Raw genomic sequence first — 16,552 nt, 5'->3', positions numbered from 1 at the left:
TGTGCCGAGTCAGCAACATCCGGAAATAATCGGGAAAAAGGGGCATCCCTCACCGGAGCACCACGAATCTATCATGTGATTGATTTCAAAGGGAATTGTTCAATAGCGTCAGCCCGATGTCGTCCTGGTCCGCTGCATCCATCGGCCCCGAGCGAGCAACCCGTCGATCACAGGCCAGAACAGGAGCACGATCGCCAGCGTGGTGATCGAGCCGACCAGGCCGTTCGACCAGAACACCTTGAGATCGCCGCCCGAGCCGATCATCGACAGGCGGAAGGCGTCCTCGGCACGGTTGCCGAGCACGAGCGCCAAAGTGAAGGGCGCGAGTGGAATGCCGATCTTCTTGAAGGCGTAACCGACGACGCCGAAGCCCAGCATCAGCCAGATGTCGAACATCGCGTTCTGAATCGCGTAGGCGCCGATGGCACAGGACACCACGATCATCGGCGCCACCGCGGCGAACGGCACGCGCAGGATCGAGGCGAAGATCGGTACCGTCGTCAGCACCAGCACGAGGCCGACGACATTGCCGAGATACATCGAGGCGATCAGGCCCCAGACGAAATCCTTGTGCTCGACGAACAGTAGCGGTCCGGGATTGAGCCCCCACACCATCAACCCGCCGAGCAGAATCGCGGCCGTTCCGGAGCCGGGGATGCCGAGCGCCAGCATCGGCAGCAGCGCCGAAGTGCCGGAGGCGTGCGCCGCCGTCTCCGGCGCGAATACGCCCTCGATGCGGCCCTTGCCGAAGCTCTCGGGATCCTTGGCAAAGCGTTTTGCCAGATTGTAACCCATGAAGGACGCCGCGATCGCGCCGCCCGGCGTGATCCCGAGCCAGCAGCCGATGAACGAGGAGCGCAGCAGCGTCACCCAATATCTCGGCAGATCCTTCCAGACACCGAGCACCACGCGCAGCGAAATGCTCGCCGCGTGGCCGCGCAGCGCCAGCCGCTCCTCCATGGTCAACAGGATCTCGCTGATGCCGAACAGGCCGATGACGGCTACGAGGAAGTTGATCCCGCGCAGGAGCTCGGACGAGCCAAAGGTCATCCGCAGCTGGCCCGAAACCGTATCCATTCCGACGCCGGCGAGCAGAAGGCCGAGCGACATCGAGATGACAGTCTTGTGCTTGGCTTCGCGTCCCAATCCGACGAAGGAGCAGAAGGTCAGGAGATACACCGCGAAGAACTCAGGCGGGCCGAACTTCAGCGCAAAGGACGAGATCATCGGCGCGAGGAAAGTGATGAGCAGCACCGCGACCAGCGAGCCGATGAAGGACGACGTGAACGCCGCGGTCAGCGCCTCTGCCGCCCTGCCCTGCTGGGCCATCGGATAGCCGTCGAAGGTGGTTGCCACCGACCAGGCTTCTCCGGGGATGTTGAACAGGATCGAGGTGATCGCGCCGCCGAACAGCGCGCCCCAATAGATGCAGGACAGCATCACGATGGCCGAGGTCGGGTCCATCGTGAAGGTGAGCGGCAAAAGGATCGCAACGCCGTTGGGGCCGCCGAGGCCGGGCAGCACGCCGACGAAAATGCCGAGCACCAAGCCCACCAACATCAGCACGAGCGTCTTCCACGTCAGCAGGACGGCAAAGCCGTGAAGCAGCAGACCAAAGGCTTCCATCGCGGATCCGCCTAGTAGCCGAAGGCCGCTTCCAGCGGCCCCTTCGGCATGATGACATCGAAGGCGATATCGAAGGTGACGAACATGATCGCCGTGAACAGCAAAGCGGTGAGCAGCGACTTCCACAGCGCGATCTTGCCGACCAGGCGCATGAAGCCCGAGATCAAGAGGAAGCTCGCGACGTAGAGGCCGAGGAACTGCGTCACCAGGCAGAACAGCAGCGTCGGCACGAACACCGCCATGACGCGGCGTGCCTGCGCGCGCGTGACGAAGGTCTCGACGGCTCCGCGGCGCGCAAGCAGCGCCGAGATCAAGCCATAGAGGCTGCCGCCGGCAAGGACGAGAGAGAGATAAAACGGGAAATAGCCCGCCTCGGGCCCGGTTGAATCCCAGGAGGCACCGGTGCGCCAATTGTCGTAGCCGAGGGTGGCGGCGAGCGCGAGCAGCAGCAGGCAGACGATGATTTCGACCGTACGGGTGCTCGTGACGGAGGGGGAGTCGTCTTCAGGCGCGGTCGGATCGTCGACGGCGATTTCAAGATCGGTTTGGGACATGAGTGAGCGAAGCTGTAGCCAATCCCCTCTCCCCGGCTGCGGGGAGAGGGTTAGGGTGAGGGGGATCTCCAAGTGAACGGAGAGGGTTAAACTCGCGGAGAGCTCTCCTCACCCGGATTGCATCTTCGACGCAATCCGACCTCTCCCCCGCACGCGGGGCGAGGTGACCGAGTTACTTCGCGACGAAGCCGGCTTCCGTCATCAGCGACTTGTTCTGGGCATCGTCCTCTTCGAGGAATTCCACCATGTCCTTGCCAGTGAGGAAGATCGGCTTCAGCGCCTGCTTTTCCATGTACTCCTTGTATTCGGCGGTCTGCGTCACCTTGTGGAACAGCTCGACATAGAACGCCTGCTGCTCCGGCGTCACCTTGCCGGGCAGGAACATCGCACGCAGCATCAGGTACTGGACGTCGATGCCCTCTTCCTTGCAGGTCGGGATGTCGGCCCAAGACTGCGCGTCCGTCACCTTGCTGGTGTAGGAGATGCGCTCCTTGTCGAACACGCAGAGTGGACGCACCTGGCCGGCGCGCCAGACTTCGAGATTCTCGCTCGGGTTGTTGACGTTGGATTCGGTGTGGTTTCCGACGAGCTGCGTCGCGGCCTCGCCGCCGGACTTGTATGGCAGATAGGAGAATTTCGCGCCGGTCTTCTGCTCGAGGAAGACCGTCAGCACGTGATCCTCGCGCCTGGAGCCGGTGCCGCCCATCTTGAACGGCGAGCTTGCGGCCTTCGCGGCCGCGACGAATTCCTTCACCGTCTTCGGGCCGGTGCTGTTGTCCCACAGCACGAACTGGTCGAGCGCGATCACCGAAACCGGCGTCAGCTCGCGCCAGTTGAACGGGATCTTGGCCGAGAGCGGCAGCATGTAGATCAGCGAATAGGCGATCAAAACCTTGTTCGGATCACCCTCGCTGGATTTCATATACATCAGCGCTTCAGCGCCGGACGCACCGCCCTTGAGCGAGACGACCATGGGCTGCTTCATCAGATTGTTCTTCTGAATCGCGGCCTGCATCATCCGGGCCATCTGATCGGAAGCGCCCCCCGCGCCCGCCGCCACCACTATCTCGACGGGTTTCGTCGGTTCCCAGCCGGCGACGGCCGGCGCACCCCAAAGCGCAGCCGCCAAGGTGATTGCGGCCTTGATTCGATGTTCCACGCGCGTCTTCCCCAACTTCTTCTTGTAATTGAAAATTCAGACGTGAATTCAGCCCGCATTGTGCTGACAAATCCGGCCGAGTTCAAGTTATTCGCTATCACGCACGTTAAAAAGAGCAGTACCGGACGCGTCTTGGGGATTCCAACGCATTGGCAGCGGGCGGCAGGTCCGCATATGGGCACAGGCAACAAGTATCGCGGCATCGATTGTCGGCTTCGCGAAAACGCTGGGCAAGCGCCGAAGGCGGCGCCAGCACCGCACCGCCACAGCCGCTAGGCAAAGCGGCGACGGCAAGATAGATCCGCTGATATCCGAAGTTCCGTCAACCAGAAATTTTCATTAGCTGTTTCAGTTGCTTCGCTCAAGTTTGCTTCCCGTCATTGGTGTCATGGAAGCAATAAGATTCAGGAGCGGCAGTGCATTGTCGCTGCCGACCGCAGGCAGGGTCGTCGGGCTTCGATCAGCGGGCAGCCAGGACGGGGACACGTCCGACAGATGCTCCCCGGGACTGGGCGGAGATCTAACCGTCACCCGTCAGGCTTCTCGCAGCGGATTTTGTGTTTCCTGATCCGGTTGCTTTTCGACGCGTATTAGCCCGCGCGGTTTGTCTGCAAGTCGCAACTGCGCAGCACCTCGCGTTCGGACACACGCTATGCCCTTGTTCGTCCAGCAAAGCAGCAGAGGCCCCGAAACCGCGAACTCACAAAGGGCAAGAACTGTATGTGGCCATGCCTTGCCGTGTGCCAAAAAGGAAGCAGCCCGCGACCGATGCGGCGAGCCAAGGTCGCTGCCTCAGGTCTTGACCTTGTGAGAAGCTGCGATGCGCAGAAACCCGAGCGAAGCGCGGCGACCAACCCCGCATAACTCATTGCCGGTGCTTCGATCGTCAGCAGCGGCATGATCGAGCGACCGCGTCATCAGTTTGTTACCGAATAGGATGCACGATTGGGATCGCGCCGCAAGCCCCGAAGGCTCGACGCCCTAGTGATCGCCGCCTCTGCCCCCGGATGGATTGACAACTTCCGCAAAGAGCGAGGCGGCGATCCGGGGGGCGGACGTAAGTCAAAACGATGCGAAGTTATCTACGACCGTGGTGGCGCTTTGGCAGTATTAAACGGCCCGCCAGCGTGAGCCGGCTGGCACATCTGCTCAACGCTTCAGCCGCCGGCGGTAGCGTCATCGGCCGCTGCCGATCGCGCTCCGTGAGTCGACGACGGCGCTTCACGAGCCACCCACCGCTGTCCAACCAGCCCGCACCGCGACCGATGGCGGCGCTTCACGTGGTTTCGGCCTTGGTCAGGAACGATTGACGGGCAGCAGCCTGCTCTCGATGGCGTTCCCTAGTGGCGTTGACTCGAACTCCGTGTCCAACACCTTGATTTCAGGTAACAAAATTGGCTCGACCGGCGGCGGAACGTTCGTCGGAGCGCAAAACACCGACGCCAACACAATGAGGGCGTCGGCAAATCGAGGGCGTCGCCAAATCGAGTTTAGACAGAACAAATGGTTTCGGCATTAAGTAGATGGCAGTGAAGGAACTGGCGCGGTCCATACGACTGCACGTGACACCATGGTTAGCGCAAACAGCGGCAATGGTCTTTGGTCCATCGCGCCGCAAGAAACTTCAATCAATCGAGCATGGCTGATCGAACGAGCGTTCTCAATAATTCTGGAATTGGCGTTCCATCAGAGGGCACTCCATCAGCTGTGCTGATGAGCAGGAGCGTTGTCACGGGCAACGTCACCGGCATCGGCTTTGTGACTCGCGTGTCGCTGTCGACGTACAAGGCTAACGCAATTCTTTTCAACATTGGACGCGATGGAGCGCAAGCCGGATCGTGTCGCCGCAATAGCGTGAACATTTGTTCCAGTGACGCGCTGGTCTTGGTCGGAAACCAACCGACACAGTAAAGGTGTTCACCAGAGCTGCGCCGTCGAAGCGAGAGGCGCAGGTTCTCTGGGTTATCGACTGCCCCGAAGTCCCAAGGGGTGATGCGGCGCAATTGCTGATCCGACTGGCCCGCCGGTGGACGCCTGACAGTCGAATGTAGGGACCGACTACTTCCGAGAGTTATTTGCCCTTCCAGTTCGGCGCGCGCTTATTGAGGAAGGCGTCCATGCCCTCGCGGAAATCTTCGCTCATATAGGCTTTGAGGATGAGATCCTCGCCCTGTTCACGCGACAACGTGGGACGGATGCGGCGCACCGCCTCCTTGGTCGTCTCCAGCGTCAGCGGCGCGTGGCTCGCGACGAGCCTTGCAGTCTCGTCGGCGCGGCGCTGAAGCGTCTCGACATCGGGCACGATTTCGGTGAGCAAGCCGAGCGACAGCGCTTCCTGCGCCTCGACCAGGCGCGCCCTGAAGATCAGATCCTTGGTGCGGGCGGGGCCGACCAGCGAGACGACGCGGCTGATGTTCGACATCGAGAGGCAGTTGCCGAGCGTGCGCGCGATCGGAAAGCCCATCCGCGTGGTCTCGGTGCCGATGCGAAGGTCGCAGCAGGCGGCGATGCCGGCGCCACCGCCGGTGCAGGCGCCCGCGATGGCCGCGATCACGGGCACGCGGCACTGCTCGAGCGTGCCGAGCACGCGATCGATCCGCGCCTCGTAGTCGAGCGCATCCTGCGCGGTCTTGAAGGCGCGGAATTGAGAAATGTCGGTGCCGGAGGCGAACGCCTTGTCGCCGGCGCCGGTGAGGATCAGCGCCTTGATCGAACGATCGGCGTTGATCTCCTGACAGATCTCCGCCATGCGGTCATACATGGCGAAGGTCATGGCGTTGCGTGCCTGGGGCCGGTTGAAGGTGATCCGCGCGATGCCGTCCGTGACGGAGTAGAGCAGGTCTTCGTTGGCAGTCGTCGGTGCGTTCATCGCGCTTTTCACCTTCCAAGCTAGTTCAGGCCACCTGAGCCTTGGTCATCGGCACCGCATCGCGTCCCTTCAGAACGTCCATCGCCGCCAGCACACCGCCGCTCCGGTGCGGAATCTTTGCAAGATCCAGGCCCATCTCGACGCCGGCGAGCGTGCCCATCAGCATCAGATCGTTGAAATGGCCGATATGGCCGATGCGGAACACCTTGCCCTTGACCTTGTTGAGGCCGGTGCCGAGCGACATGTCGAAGTTCTCCAGCACCACCTTGCGGAAGGCGTCGGCGTCGTGGCCGTCAGGCACGCGCACGCCGGTCAGCGCCGGCGAATGCGCCGCCGGATCGACGCACTGCGTCTCGAGGCCCCAGACCTTGGCCGCGGCGCGCGTCGCTGCGCTGTGGCGCTTGTGGCGGGACCAGACGTTCTCGAGGCCTTCCTCTTCCAGCATCTTGACGGCCTCACGCAGGCCCATCAGCAGATTGGTGGCCGGGGTGTAGGGGAACGTGCCGAGCTTGTTGAAGGAGATGACCTCCTGCCAGTCCCAATAGGAGCGCATGCCCTCGTTGGCCTTGGCAACGCTGAGCGCCTTTTCCGACACGGCGTTGAAGCCGAGGCCCGGCGGCAGCATCAGGCCCTTCTGCGAACCCGCGACCGAAACGTCGATGCCCCAGGCGTCGTGCTCATACTCCATCGAGCCCAGGCCGGAGATGGTGTCGACCATCAGCAGCGCCGGATGCTTGACGCGATCGAGCAGCTTGCGAACCTCCAAAGGCGGCGTCACGCAGCCGGTCGAAGTCTCGTTATGGACGACGCAGACCGCCTTGATCGCATGCTGCTTGTCGGCGCTCAAACGCTTCTCGATCTCGGCGAGATCGGCCCCATGGCGCCAGTCGCTCGGAATGAAGTCGACGTCGAGCTTGAACTTGTCGGCGATGCCGCGCCACAGCACCGCGAACTGTCCGGTCTCGCACATCAACACCTTGTCGCCGGGCTTGAGCACGTTGACCATCGCCGCTTCCCAGGCGCCGGTGCCGGACGAGGGGAAGATGATGACGGGCTGCTTGGTGCGGAACACTCGCTGCATCGCGGCAAGCGCGGCAAAACCGAGCTCGGCGAACTCCGCACCGCGATGGTCGAGGGTCGGCATGTCCATCGCCCGTAGCACCCGGTCGGGCACGTTGGTCGGTCCTGGAATCTGTAGAAAATGCCTTCCAGTGTGCACGGTCATCGGCGTCCTTCCCGGTCTTCGAGTCTGTATTGCCTTGAGCACGGCAGCCCCATAGGGCGCCTCAGCGAGCCGTTCGCATATCACTATTCGACCGGCTTGTCCCTCGCCTAAGGAGGGCCGTCAATGCACAGGAAGCATCGCTCGCCTTGCAAACGGCGGTGGCAGTAGGCAAGACGGTGCCCGCGAACAGACGAGAGCGGACCATGGCAGCGGAAGTGGCCGGAAAACCACAAGAATCGGCCCAAAAACAACGCCTGTCGGCACGCCTGGCCCGGGAAATTACCGGCGACGTCCTGTTCGACGGTTTCAGCCGCGGCCGCTACGCCACCGACGCCTCGTTCTACCAGATCATGCCGTCAGGCGTGGTCGTCCCCAGAACCATGGACGAGGCCTTGCTGGCCCTGGCGATTGCCCGCGACGAGGGCGTGAAGGTCACCCCGCGCGGCGGCGGCACTTCGCAATGCGGCCAGACCGTCAATGACGGGCTCGTGGTCGATCTGTCGAAACACCTCAACAGGATGCTGTCGCTCGACGTCGAAGGCCGTACCTGCGTGGTCGAGCCGGGCATCGTGCTCGACGACCTCAACCGCCAGCTCAAAAAACACGGCCTGTGGTTTCCGGTCGACGTCTCCACGGCCTCGCGCGCCACCATCGGCGGCATGGCCGGCAACAATTCCTGCGGCGGCCGCTCGCTTCGCTACGGCACCATGCGCGACAACACGCTGTCGCTGGAGGCTTCGCTTGCCGACGGCACGCTGAGCCGCTTTGGCGAGGTATCGCGCGATCTCTCCGAACTCGACGCCGGCGCCATGCGCACCCTGTTCCGCGACATGCTCGATCTCGGCGCTCGAGAGGCCGACGAGATCGCCGCGCGCTTCCCCAAGGTGCAGCGCCGCGTCGGCGGCTACAATCTCGATGCGCTGGTGCCGCGCAATGCACGCAACAACATGGCGCATCTCTTGGTCGGCTCCGAAGGCACGCTTGCGTTCACCACCAAGGTCGAGCTGAAGCTGTGGCCCGTGATCCGCAACAAGGCGCTCGGCGTCTGCCATTTCGGCAGCTTCTACGAGGCCATGGATGCGGCTCAGCACCTGGTCAAGCTGAAGCCGATCGCGGTCGAGCTGGTCGATCGCAACATGATCGCGCTCGGCCGCGACATCGCGATGTTCCGGCCGATCATCGATGCGGCGATCAAGGGCGATCCGGATGCCGTGCTGGTGGTCGAATTCGCCGAGGAGGACCAGGCGGACAATCTGCGACGCCTGAAGCAGCTCGGCGAGCTGATGGGCGATCTCGGCTTCGGCTGGAACAACGAGCCGCGCAAATGGGGCGGCGTGGTCGAGATAGCGGAGCCGGCACTGCAGAGCGGCATCGCCGATTTCCGCGCGGCCGGCCTGAACGTGATGATGTCGATGAAGCAGGAGGGCAAGCCGGTCTCCTTCGTCGAGGACTGCGCCGTGCCGCTGCCGCATCTCGCCGATTACACACAGCGCCTGAACGAGGTGTTTGCCAAGCACGGCACCAGCGGCACGATGTATGCGCACGCCTCCGAAGGCTGCCTGCATGTCCGCCCCGTGCTGAACCTCAAGCTCGAAAAAGACGTCAAGGCGATGCGCGCCATCGCGGAGGAGGCCTTCGCGCTGGTGCGCGAGTACAAGGGCTCGCATTCCGGCGAGCATGGCGACGGCCTGGTGCGCTCCGAATTCCACGAGAGCATGTTCGGCGAGCGCCTCATCGCCGACTTCCGCGAGGTGAAGAGGCGCTTCGATCCCGCTGGCGTGCTCAATCCGGGCAAGATCGTCGACGCGCCCAGGATGGACGACCGCTCGCTGTTCCGCTTCAAGCCGGACTATCGCGTCACCGAGTTGAAGACCAGGCTCGACTGGTCGGCCTGGCCCGGCGCCGGCGGCGGTTTCCAGGGCGCGGTCGAGATGTGCAACAACAATGGCGCCTGCCGCAAGCTCGAGGGCGGCGTGATGTGCCCGTCCTATCGCGCCACCCGCAACGAGAAGGACGTCACGCGAGGCCGCGCCAACACGCTGCGGCTGGCGATCTCGGGCCAGCTCGGCCCTGATGCACTGTCCTCCGACGAGATGATGGACACCCTCAAGCTCTGCGTCTCCTGCAAGGCCTGCCGCCACGAATGCCCAACCGGCGTCGACATGGCCAAGATGAAGATCGAGGTGCTGGCGGCACGCGCGGCCTCGCACGGCCTGACGCCGCGCGACCGCCTGGTCGGGTATCTGCCGCGCTATGCCGGCCTCGCCTCGCGCTTCGCGCCGCTCGCGAACTTGCGCAACCATAGCCCGCTGCTGCGAAAGCTGTTCGAGCGCATTGCCGGCATCAGCGCGCGCCGCGCCCTGCCCGCTTTCCGGCGCGACGTGTTCGTGCCGCCGGCCGAAGCGGTCGGTCCGGAGACCGGCCGCGAGGTCGTGCTGTTCGCCGACACCTTCAATCGCATCTACGAGCGCGAAAACCTCGAAGCCGCGCTGCGCGTGCTCGCGGCCGGCGGCTATCGCGTGCACCTGCCCAGACCCGCGAGCGGCAGCCGCCCGCTGTGCTGCGGCCGCACCTTCCTGTCTGCCGGGCTCGTCGATGAAGCCAGGTCCGAGCTCGACCGTCTCGTCGCCGCCTTCGCGCCCTTCGCCGCCCGCGGCGTGCCGATCGTCGGCCTCGAGCCGAGCTGCCTCTTGACACTGCGCGACGAGCTCGCCTCGCTGCGCCAGGACGGCGACGCCAAGGCCGTCGGCGCGCACGCGCTCACCTTCGAGGAATTCCTGGTGCGCGAGGCCGAGGCCGGCCGGCTGCAATTGCTGCTCGGCACCGTCACTGAAAAGGCTATCGTCCACGGCCATTGCCATCAAAAATCCTTCGGCGCCTTCAGGCCGATCGAGCAGGTGCTGCGCCTCGTGCCCGGCCTCGAGGTCGAGACGATCGAATCGAGCTGTTGCGGCATGGCCGGCGCGTTCGGCTATGGCACTGAGACCTATGACGCCTCGATCGAGATGGCCGAGTTGTCGTTGCTGCCCGCCATACGCCGCGCCGACCAGTCCACGCTGGTCGTCGCAGACGGCACCTCATGCCGCCACCAGATCCACGACGGCGCGCAGCGCGAGGCGCTTCACGTCGCCCGTGTGCTGGCGATGAGCCTCGACCGCGCCGAAACCAAACCCGCTTCTCCACCTGCAAAGGAACCCGGTCATGGCTGACCTCACGCTCGACACCGCCCGAAAGATCCTCGACGCCGCCTTCGCCAAATCCGCCGAGCTGAAGCTGAAGCCGCTGGTCGTCACCATCCTGGACGCACGCGGCGTGCTCAAGATCGCGGCCGCGCAGGACGGCACCAGCCTGATGCGCGCCGAGATCGCCCACGGCAAGGCCTACGGCGCCCTTGCGATGGGCATGGGCTCGCGTGCGCTGTATCAGCGGGCGCAGGAGCAGGCCTATTTCATCGACGCCGTGAACACCATCGCCAAGGGCGCGCTGGTCCCGGTCCCCGGCGGCGTGCTGATCATGGACGGCACCACCCTGCTCGGCGCCGTCGGCGTCTCCGGCGACACCTCGGACAATGACGAGGCGTGCGCGGTCGCTGGTATCCAGGCCGCTCGCCTGAAGGCCAACGCGGGATAGCGATGTCGCTCCACTTGAGCGCTGCGCACCCTAAAATGTCGCCCGTGGGATATTGCGACTGCACCTCCCCCCATCGCTTGGGCGAAGAGACCGAAGCGCTTCTGCTGCATCGGCGACCAGGCGGTCAACTGATCCGGGTCGTTGCACTGGCAGTCTAAGCTATTGAAAGCGCGAGGCGGCTAGACTAGCCGATCAGACCATTCGTTCGGGATGATCGCGACCCAACTGCGTGCCAGGACGCCCCGCAGCACATCATCCATAAGGCGACTGTCATGCCTGCAGTCGTCGCTTCGGCTTGCACATTGGCGAGGGCTTGGCCGCACAAATTGGTGAGGCGTAGATCCCAGGGACGGGATTCCGCGGAAATTAACGATATTTCGAGGTGGCGCACGGCCACAATTTGTTCTATGTTTGTCTCGCCCGAGCGATGACCGCAAGGGCGGCCGCCGCCGATGTACCAGATCGGACGGCGACCTAACCACAGCAGACTAAAGAGGAGTCTACCGATGGCTATCCGTCAGTATATTGCCGATTCGTCGGCGCTTTTCGCTTTTGATCTTCCTGTCTCCCAAATGGCTGTCCCGTCTCGCCTCGCGCGCCCGCAGCTCGTGGGCTCGCCGGACAACCCGATGCGCACGGACGGCGAGCTTTCGCTGTCGTCGATCGCGATCCACTAGCCCCGCTCCAGCGAGCTTTCCGAACGGCACAGCTTCTTGGCATGTGAAATGCCGGGACGGCCGGTCGTTCGGATCTCGACGGACAATCGAACGAACAGGAGATCTTCAACATGTCGTACTTCAAGGACAAGCCGCCCGTCAGCACGCGCACCACGAGCCATGTGCACCGCCCTTATGGCGGTGTTGCCGATGTTCGCGAGGTCATCGACCGCGCCGCTCACGTCAAGGTGCTGGTGTTTCCCATGAGCCTCGCCTCCAAGCTCGTGGCGAGCGAGCTCGCCTGCCCGGCGTTCTACGCCATGACCGGCGACGCTGCCGACGGCAGCGCTCCGATCTATCTCGGCGAAACGAACTGCTTCAGCCGGCGCGTCGGCGAACACCTCGCCGATCCGCAGAAGGCGTGGGCCCGCCTGATGGCGGTGGTGCGCGGGACCTCGAAGGAGGTGCGCTTCACGAAAGAGACCGCGGCCTACCTGCAGTTCTGGCTGACGCATGCGGCCGATCGCTGCGGCGTCATGAAGGTGGTCGCCGGCTGCCCGCCGCGGATGCCCGAGATCGATCCGCTCGAACTGCCCTTGTACGAACGCATGCTCGAAGACGCCAAGCGCCTGCTGTTCGATGCCGGCGTGACCGCGTTCGAACCCGCCCCGGGCGGCATCCCGCAGGTGGACGCGCCGGCGCTGTCGCCGGAGACGACCGACGACGCCGAGAGCGGCCCAATGGAGATCGACGTGCACCTGCCGCCGGGCGGCGCGGAGTTCGAGCTGCGCTATGATGACACGATCTGGGCGCGCGGCTATCCGGCCAACGACCGTTTCGTCGTGGCGGCCGGCTCGGATTTCCGCATCGCCACGAATCCGAGCGCGAGCCCGATGACCCGGGCTCGTCGCGCCGCCCTGTTCGAGGCCGGCGTGCTGACGCCGATCCCCGGTGCCGTCGATCGCATGCGTATCACCGTCGACATCGCCTTCGCCTCGATGGCGACCGCGGCCAAGTCGGTGTGCGGCGCGCATGTCGACAGCTCGAAGTGGCGGCCGGTCGATCCGACGCAGCGCCCGTTGATGCAGCTCTAGACCCGAGCGCGATCGGACGCCGCAGAAAGTTTCCTGCGGCGTCTATGTTCGTCGATCGCTTCGGCGGGGCCTGCCCGCGTCCGCGGCGGCAAGAGCGATCCGTAAATTAACAGGACCGGCCGCCGCCGTGCTTTCGGCGTCGACGCGAGCCGAGCAACCTCATGGTCGATGATCTGGATGACCTGCCGTTGAGCGACCTCGACGAGAATCTCATCGAAGGCGCGGCCGAGGATTCCGCATCCGGCGAGCAAGACACCGCCGGCTTGCCACGCGTGCTGCGCTACGCCGTGCTGGCCTCGCGCGCCGACCAGTCCGTCTATCACCGCCTCGCCGCCGAGATCGAGACCGTCTGCCCCGGCATCGCCATGACCGCGACCTGGATCGACACGCCCGATGCCGCCAGCGGATGCGCGCTTGCCGCTGAGCTCGACCACCGGGCGGTCCGCGAAGACAAGTCGGAGTGCCGGAGCCTTGCCGATTGCGTCCGGCTGATCTCGCTCGCGCTACCCCGCGACAGGGCGTTAGGTGAGGAGCACCGCCGTGTCGCGGGCGCGCTTGCTGCAGCCTTTCGCAAGCTTCCGCAGTCCATCCCCTTCAAGCTCGCCGCCGAGGTCGAGGCGGTGGTCTATGGCTGGGCGGCGCTTCCCGTCTGCGCGCACGAGGTGGTAGGCGCCTTCCAGACGCCGGCAATCCTGGCGGCGGCGATGCTCGGCGCCCGAATGGCCCGGCGCAGGATCACTGAAGCCGAGGAGAAGGCATTTGCCCGCTCGCGCGAGCGTCTGCGCGAAGCCGACGAGCGGAAGGCCGCGCGCAGCGACACTGATACGGCTATGCCGCCCCTGCCCGTTCCCGAAGGCCATGTCGTCGTGGTGCGGACGGATCCGGTCACCATGGCCGGCCACAAATTCAAGGAGATCATCACGCCGCTCAAGGCCTTGATCGACGTGCCCTTGCCACTGATCAAGACGCCGCCGCTTGCGGAGGTGCGTTATCAGTTGATGGCGGAATTCGGCTACGCGGCCGATGTCGTCGATTTCGTGTTGTCCGACCTGGTCGGCCGTCCCACCGTCGGCTTCCGCCCGTTGCTGATGGTGGGGCCGCCCGGGGGCGGCAAGACCCGGTTCGCGCAACGGCTGCAGCAGCTTCTCGGCATCGGCTTGTGGCGGACGGACTCCAGCGGCGCCGATGGCGCAGCCTTCTCCGGGACCGACCGCAGATGGTCGACCGCGCAGCCATGCCATCCGCTTCTGGCGATCGCCCGCGCCGGGCACGCCAACGTGCTGATCCTGCTCGATGAGATCGACAAGGCCGCGATCGGAAGAGACCATGGCCGCCTGTTCGACTGCCTTCTCGGGTTCCTTGAGATCGACTCGGCACGGCAATATCCGGACCCCGCGCTTCAAACCACCGTGGACCTGCGGCACGTTTGCTACGTTGCGACGGCTAATTTCATCGACAATCTGCCCTCCCCTTTGCTCGATCGCTTCCGCCAGGTGGACTTCCCCAAGCCGACAGAGGCCGACCTTCAGGCTCTACTGCCCGCGGTGGTCACCGACATCCTGCGCGACCAGGGGCTGGACCAGCGCTGGATCGATGGCCTGAGCCCGGCCGAAACATCCGCCATCGCGCAGCATTGGCGCGGCGGATCGGTGCGGCGGCTCCGCCGCCTCGTCGAGATCGTGCTGCGCCAACGCGAGGGCCAGGCAAGCCGCCATTGAACGATCTCCCTCGAACGCCGGGTCCGACCGGCGCGCAGAGGCCTCGGGCGTCGCCATCGAAACCTCTCCGGTTCGTAGCCTGCGCCTTGACGACGCTTTCGAAGCCTCTCAACCGGGAGGAAGTTCCGCGATTAGGGGCTCCAGCCCGGAGCGGGCGCCTGTTCGTCTCCCTCGCGCAGCACGATTTCAACGTCCGACCGATCGGGCGGAATGTCCTCCGCCGCCGAGGCGACGATCTTCTCGGCGGCCTGCATCAGTTCAAGCTCCGGTCTCGCCATCCACCCCGCATCCTGCCACAGCAGCGAAATCGCATTCTCCAGAATGGTCTCAGCCCGGGCAAGACGATGGATGCGGATGGCGATCTCGTCCTGGGACTTCTGCTCGTGCGGGCTGGCATGGCCCGGCCGGTAGATCAGGGATAGGCGTTCCGTCTTCAAACGGGCCAGCGGCCCCTCGATCGCATCGATCCTTTTCTGCAAATTGAGGCGGGCACGCCGCTCGGAAGCCGTCGGCTTCTGGAACTCGGGCATAGCGCGCAATGGAGCAGCATCGGGTACGATGCTTTCGTCGGCGTCGAGCAATCGGGGGATCCGGCGCTGCGCTTCTTGATGGACGATCGAGGCGCCTTGCCTGAGAATGCGGTGCAGCGATCCGACGTACAGCTTTTCATGGTGGAACGCGACAACATTCGCCGCAATTCCGCGTCGTGCCGTCACGCCGTTCCGAGCCAGGAACGCGGCAATTTCCGCTTCCGTCGCTGGGCTGTTCCATAGTCGCTCCAGCCCCGACTGAAACCCGATCAGGGGAAAGCCGACCGCCTGAGCGGATCGACGCATGGAATCGGTCATGCGCGGCGCATTGATGACCGGCATGCTCCCGAGCTCGTCGACCAGCCAGTCGGCGACGTGATCGTTGCCGTCGGCGCGCAGCGCCTCGATTATCGATTTTTGCCAAGGGCTCGGGACGGCCTCCCCCTCGATCAGATAGGCTGCGAGCGCCATGACTTTATGCAGTCGCGGCGCATGGTGGCGCATGTCGAGTGCGCGAAAAGTTGTCGGCGAGACGTGACCAATCACGACGTGCAGATGATTTGCCCCCCCGCCGCCCGCCCGAGGCTTGTCGTTGTGCGCGAACACCAGCACCGGGTGACCATTGGCCTTCAGTTCCGTTACGACGAGGTCGACGACCTGCGTCGCTTCGGCGGCCGTCAGCGTGCGCCGGGGCGAAATATAGAGATGCCAGAACGCGATCTTGGCGCGGGACGCCGCCGTCAGGCACGCCATGACTTGCATGCCGTCGATGGTCCGATCGACGCAAAGATTGCGCATCTCCAGCAGCTCCGGACGCTGGTCCTTCGCCTTCCAGAGGTGCGCATCGAGACGGCGGGCGTCCGTCAATGAAGCTCGATATGAAAAGGCGCGCGCGATCATCACCGCGGCCCGATCGAGCGGGCGAGCAGCAGCAACGCGGATACGGCATCCCGCAGCAAGGTGATCATCTCCCCATCATGTTCGGTATCCGCGACCCGTGTGCCGCTCCGCTTGACCTCGTTCGCGCAGCCAATGATGGCTGCGTGGATTTCCGCGAGCTTTTGTCGTATTCCGTCGTATTTGGCGCGCCTCCTGCGCGGACGGGCTTCGTACAGATCGGTTTGCATCAGATCCCTGATGTATTGACCGAGATCGATCCCCCTCGAGGCCGCACGCTCGATGGCGTCGTCCTTGAGATCCTTCGGCATGCGTACGGAAACGGGGGCGCTGGTCGCCTCTGGCGTATTACAGCCAATCTCTGGATGCGTCGCCAACGGCTCTGTGCGGCCCTGCTTGGAGCTGTCCCCGTTCACGCGAGTTTGCTCCAGACGGCGTCGATCCAGCGGCCGATCTGCCGCAGCCTGCGCTCGCACGGGCCGATCCGGCTCCGACGGATTTGGGCCCGCAGTCTGAGGACTTGCTCGCGTTCGGCTCGTGTCAACAATTGGAACTCCCATGGAAGGTCGCGGATCAAACTATGATGGCTGCTAG

12 protein-coding genes are annotated in these 16,552 nt (G+C 64.3%); 5 read left to right on the top strand and 7 right to left on the bottom strand.

Going from position 1 to position 16,552, the window contains the following annotated elements; translation table 11 throughout:
- Positions 1-108 precede the first annotated feature (108 nt).
- The 5 genes from QY049_RS26595 to QY049_RS26575 form a co-directional block, all read right to left on the bottom strand.
- Positions 109-1,626 carry a tripartite tricarboxylate transporter permease gene (locus QY049_RS26595; RefSeq protein WP_301270152.1) on the bottom strand — a complete coding sequence of 506 codons (1,518 nt, stop codon included), beginning with the start codon at positions 1,624-1,626 and terminating at the stop codon, positions 109-111.
- Between the two features lie 11 nt (positions 1,627-1,637).
- Positions 1,638-2,180, bottom strand: coding sequence for a tripartite tricarboxylate transporter TctB family protein (locus QY049_RS26590; protein WP_301270151.1), 543 nt, complete (start codon positions 2,178-2,180; stop codon positions 1,638-1,640).
- A gap of 172 nt (positions 2,181-2,352) precedes the next feature.
- Complete coding sequence (locus QY049_RS26585; RefSeq protein ID WP_301270150.1) at positions 2,353-3,339, bottom strand: tripartite tricarboxylate transporter substrate binding protein; 987 nt, start codon at positions 3,337-3,339, stop codon at positions 2,353-2,355.
- A gap of 2,071 nt (positions 3,340-5,410) precedes the next feature.
- Complete coding sequence (locus QY049_RS26580; protein WP_301270149.1) at positions 5,411-6,208, bottom strand: enoyl-CoA hydratase/isomerase family protein; 798 nt, start codon at positions 6,206-6,208, stop codon at positions 5,411-5,413.
- A 25-nt stretch (positions 6,209-6,233) separates the two neighbouring features.
- The gene (locus QY049_RS26575; RefSeq protein ID WP_194481571.1) at positions 6,234-7,433 is read right to left on the bottom strand and encodes an alanine--glyoxylate aminotransferase family protein; all 1,200 of its coding nucleotides are present in this window, start codon (positions 7,431-7,433) and stop codon (positions 6,234-6,236) included.
- Positions 7,434-7,636: 203 nt separating this feature from the next.
- Between QY049_RS26575 and QY049_RS26570 the strand changes: the two genes are divergently transcribed.
- From QY049_RS26570 to QY049_RS26550, 5 genes are all read left to right on the top strand, one after another.
- Positions 7,637-10,642, top strand: coding sequence for an FAD-binding and (Fe-S)-binding domain-containing protein (locus QY049_RS26570; protein WP_301270148.1), 3,006 nt, complete (start codon positions 7,637-7,639; stop codon positions 10,640-10,642).
- Positions 10,635-11,063 (top strand): heme-binding protein, encoded by a 429-nt coding sequence (locus QY049_RS26565; protein WP_194481568.1) that lies wholly within the window; start codon positions 10,635-10,637, stop codon positions 11,061-11,063. The genes QY049_RS26570 and QY049_RS26565 overlap by 8 nt, the downstream gene beginning before the upstream one ends.
- 506 nt (positions 11,064-11,569) lie before the next feature.
- Positions 11,570-11,740: a hypothetical protein gene (locus QY049_RS26560; protein WP_301270147.1), complete on the top strand. Its 171-nt coding sequence runs from the start codon at positions 11,570-11,572 to the stop codon at positions 11,738-11,740.
- 110 nt (positions 11,741-11,850) lie between these two features.
- Positions 11,851-12,813 (top strand): hypothetical protein, encoded by a 963-nt coding sequence (locus QY049_RS26555; RefSeq protein ID WP_301270146.1) that lies wholly within the window; start codon positions 11,851-11,853, stop codon positions 12,811-12,813.
- A 161-nt stretch (positions 12,814-12,974) separates the two neighbouring features.
- Complete coding sequence (locus QY049_RS26550; protein WP_301270145.1) at positions 12,975-14,531, top strand: AAA family ATPase; 1,557 nt, start codon at positions 12,975-12,977, stop codon at positions 14,529-14,531.
- Between the two features lie 131 nt (positions 14,532-14,662).
- Here the strand turns inward: QY049_RS26550 and QY049_RS26545 are convergent, their stop codons facing one another.
- Together QY049_RS26545 and QY049_RS26540 are read right to left on the bottom strand one after the other, a co-directional pair.
- Positions 14,663-15,961, bottom strand: coding sequence for a hypothetical protein (locus QY049_RS26545; RefSeq protein WP_301270144.1), 1,299 nt, complete (start codon positions 15,959-15,961; stop codon positions 14,663-14,665).
- Positions 15,961-16,374 (bottom strand): hypothetical protein, encoded by a 414-nt coding sequence (locus QY049_RS26540; protein ID WP_301270143.1) that lies wholly within the window; start codon positions 16,372-16,374, stop codon positions 15,961-15,963. The genes QY049_RS26545 and QY049_RS26540 overlap by 1 nt, the downstream gene beginning before the upstream one ends.
- Positions 16,375-16,552 lie beyond the last annotated feature (178 nt).

Origin of the sequence: Bradyrhizobium sp. WYCCWR 13022 (assembly GCF_030435535.1) — a bacterium.
Classification (GTDB): Bacteria; Pseudomonadota; Alphaproteobacteria; order Rhizobiales; family Xanthobacteraceae; genus Bradyrhizobium.
The sequence above is the reverse complement of the archived record's forward strand: the minus strand, read 5'-3'. Positions and strand labels throughout refer to the sequence as shown.

What these genes read in the sequence shown, in the direction of transcription:
- QY049_RS26595 (WP_301270152.1), bottom strand. Translation starts at nt 1,626, where the DNA reads ATGGAAGCCTTTGGTCTGCTGCTTCACGGCTTTGCCGTCCTGCTGACG.
- QY049_RS26565 (WP_194481568.1), top strand. Translation starts at nt 10,635, where the DNA reads ATGGCTGACCTCACGCTCGACACCGCCCGAAAGATCCTCGACGCCGCC.
- QY049_RS26590 (WP_301270151.1), bottom strand. Translation starts at nt 2,180, where the DNA reads ATGTCCCAAACCGATCTTGAAATCGCCGTCGACGATCCGACCGCGCCT.
- QY049_RS26570 (WP_301270148.1), top strand. Translation starts at nt 7,637, where the DNA reads ATGGCAGCGGAAGTGGCCGGAAAACCACAAGAATCGGCCCAAAAACAA.
- QY049_RS26580 (WP_301270149.1), bottom strand. Translation starts at nt 6,208, where the DNA reads ATGAACGCACCGACGACTGCCAACGAAGACCTGCTCTACTCCGTCACG.
- QY049_RS26550 (WP_301270145.1), top strand. Translation starts at nt 12,975, where the DNA reads ATGGTCGATGATCTGGATGACCTGCCGTTGAGCGACCTCGACGAGAAT.
- QY049_RS26545 (WP_301270144.1), bottom strand. Translation starts at nt 15,961, where the DNA reads ATGATCGCGCGCGCCTTTTCATATCGAGCTTCATTGACGGACGCCCGC.
- QY049_RS26560 (WP_301270147.1), top strand. Translation starts at nt 11,570, where the DNA reads ATGGCTATCCGTCAGTATATTGCCGATTCGTCGGCGCTTTTCGCTTTT.
- QY049_RS26555 (WP_301270146.1), top strand. Translation starts at nt 11,851, where the DNA reads ATGTCGTACTTCAAGGACAAGCCGCCCGTCAGCACGCGCACCACGAGC.
- QY049_RS26575 (WP_194481571.1), bottom strand. Translation starts at nt 7,433, where the DNA reads ATGACCGTGCACACTGGAAGGCATTTTCTACAGATTCCAGGACCGACC.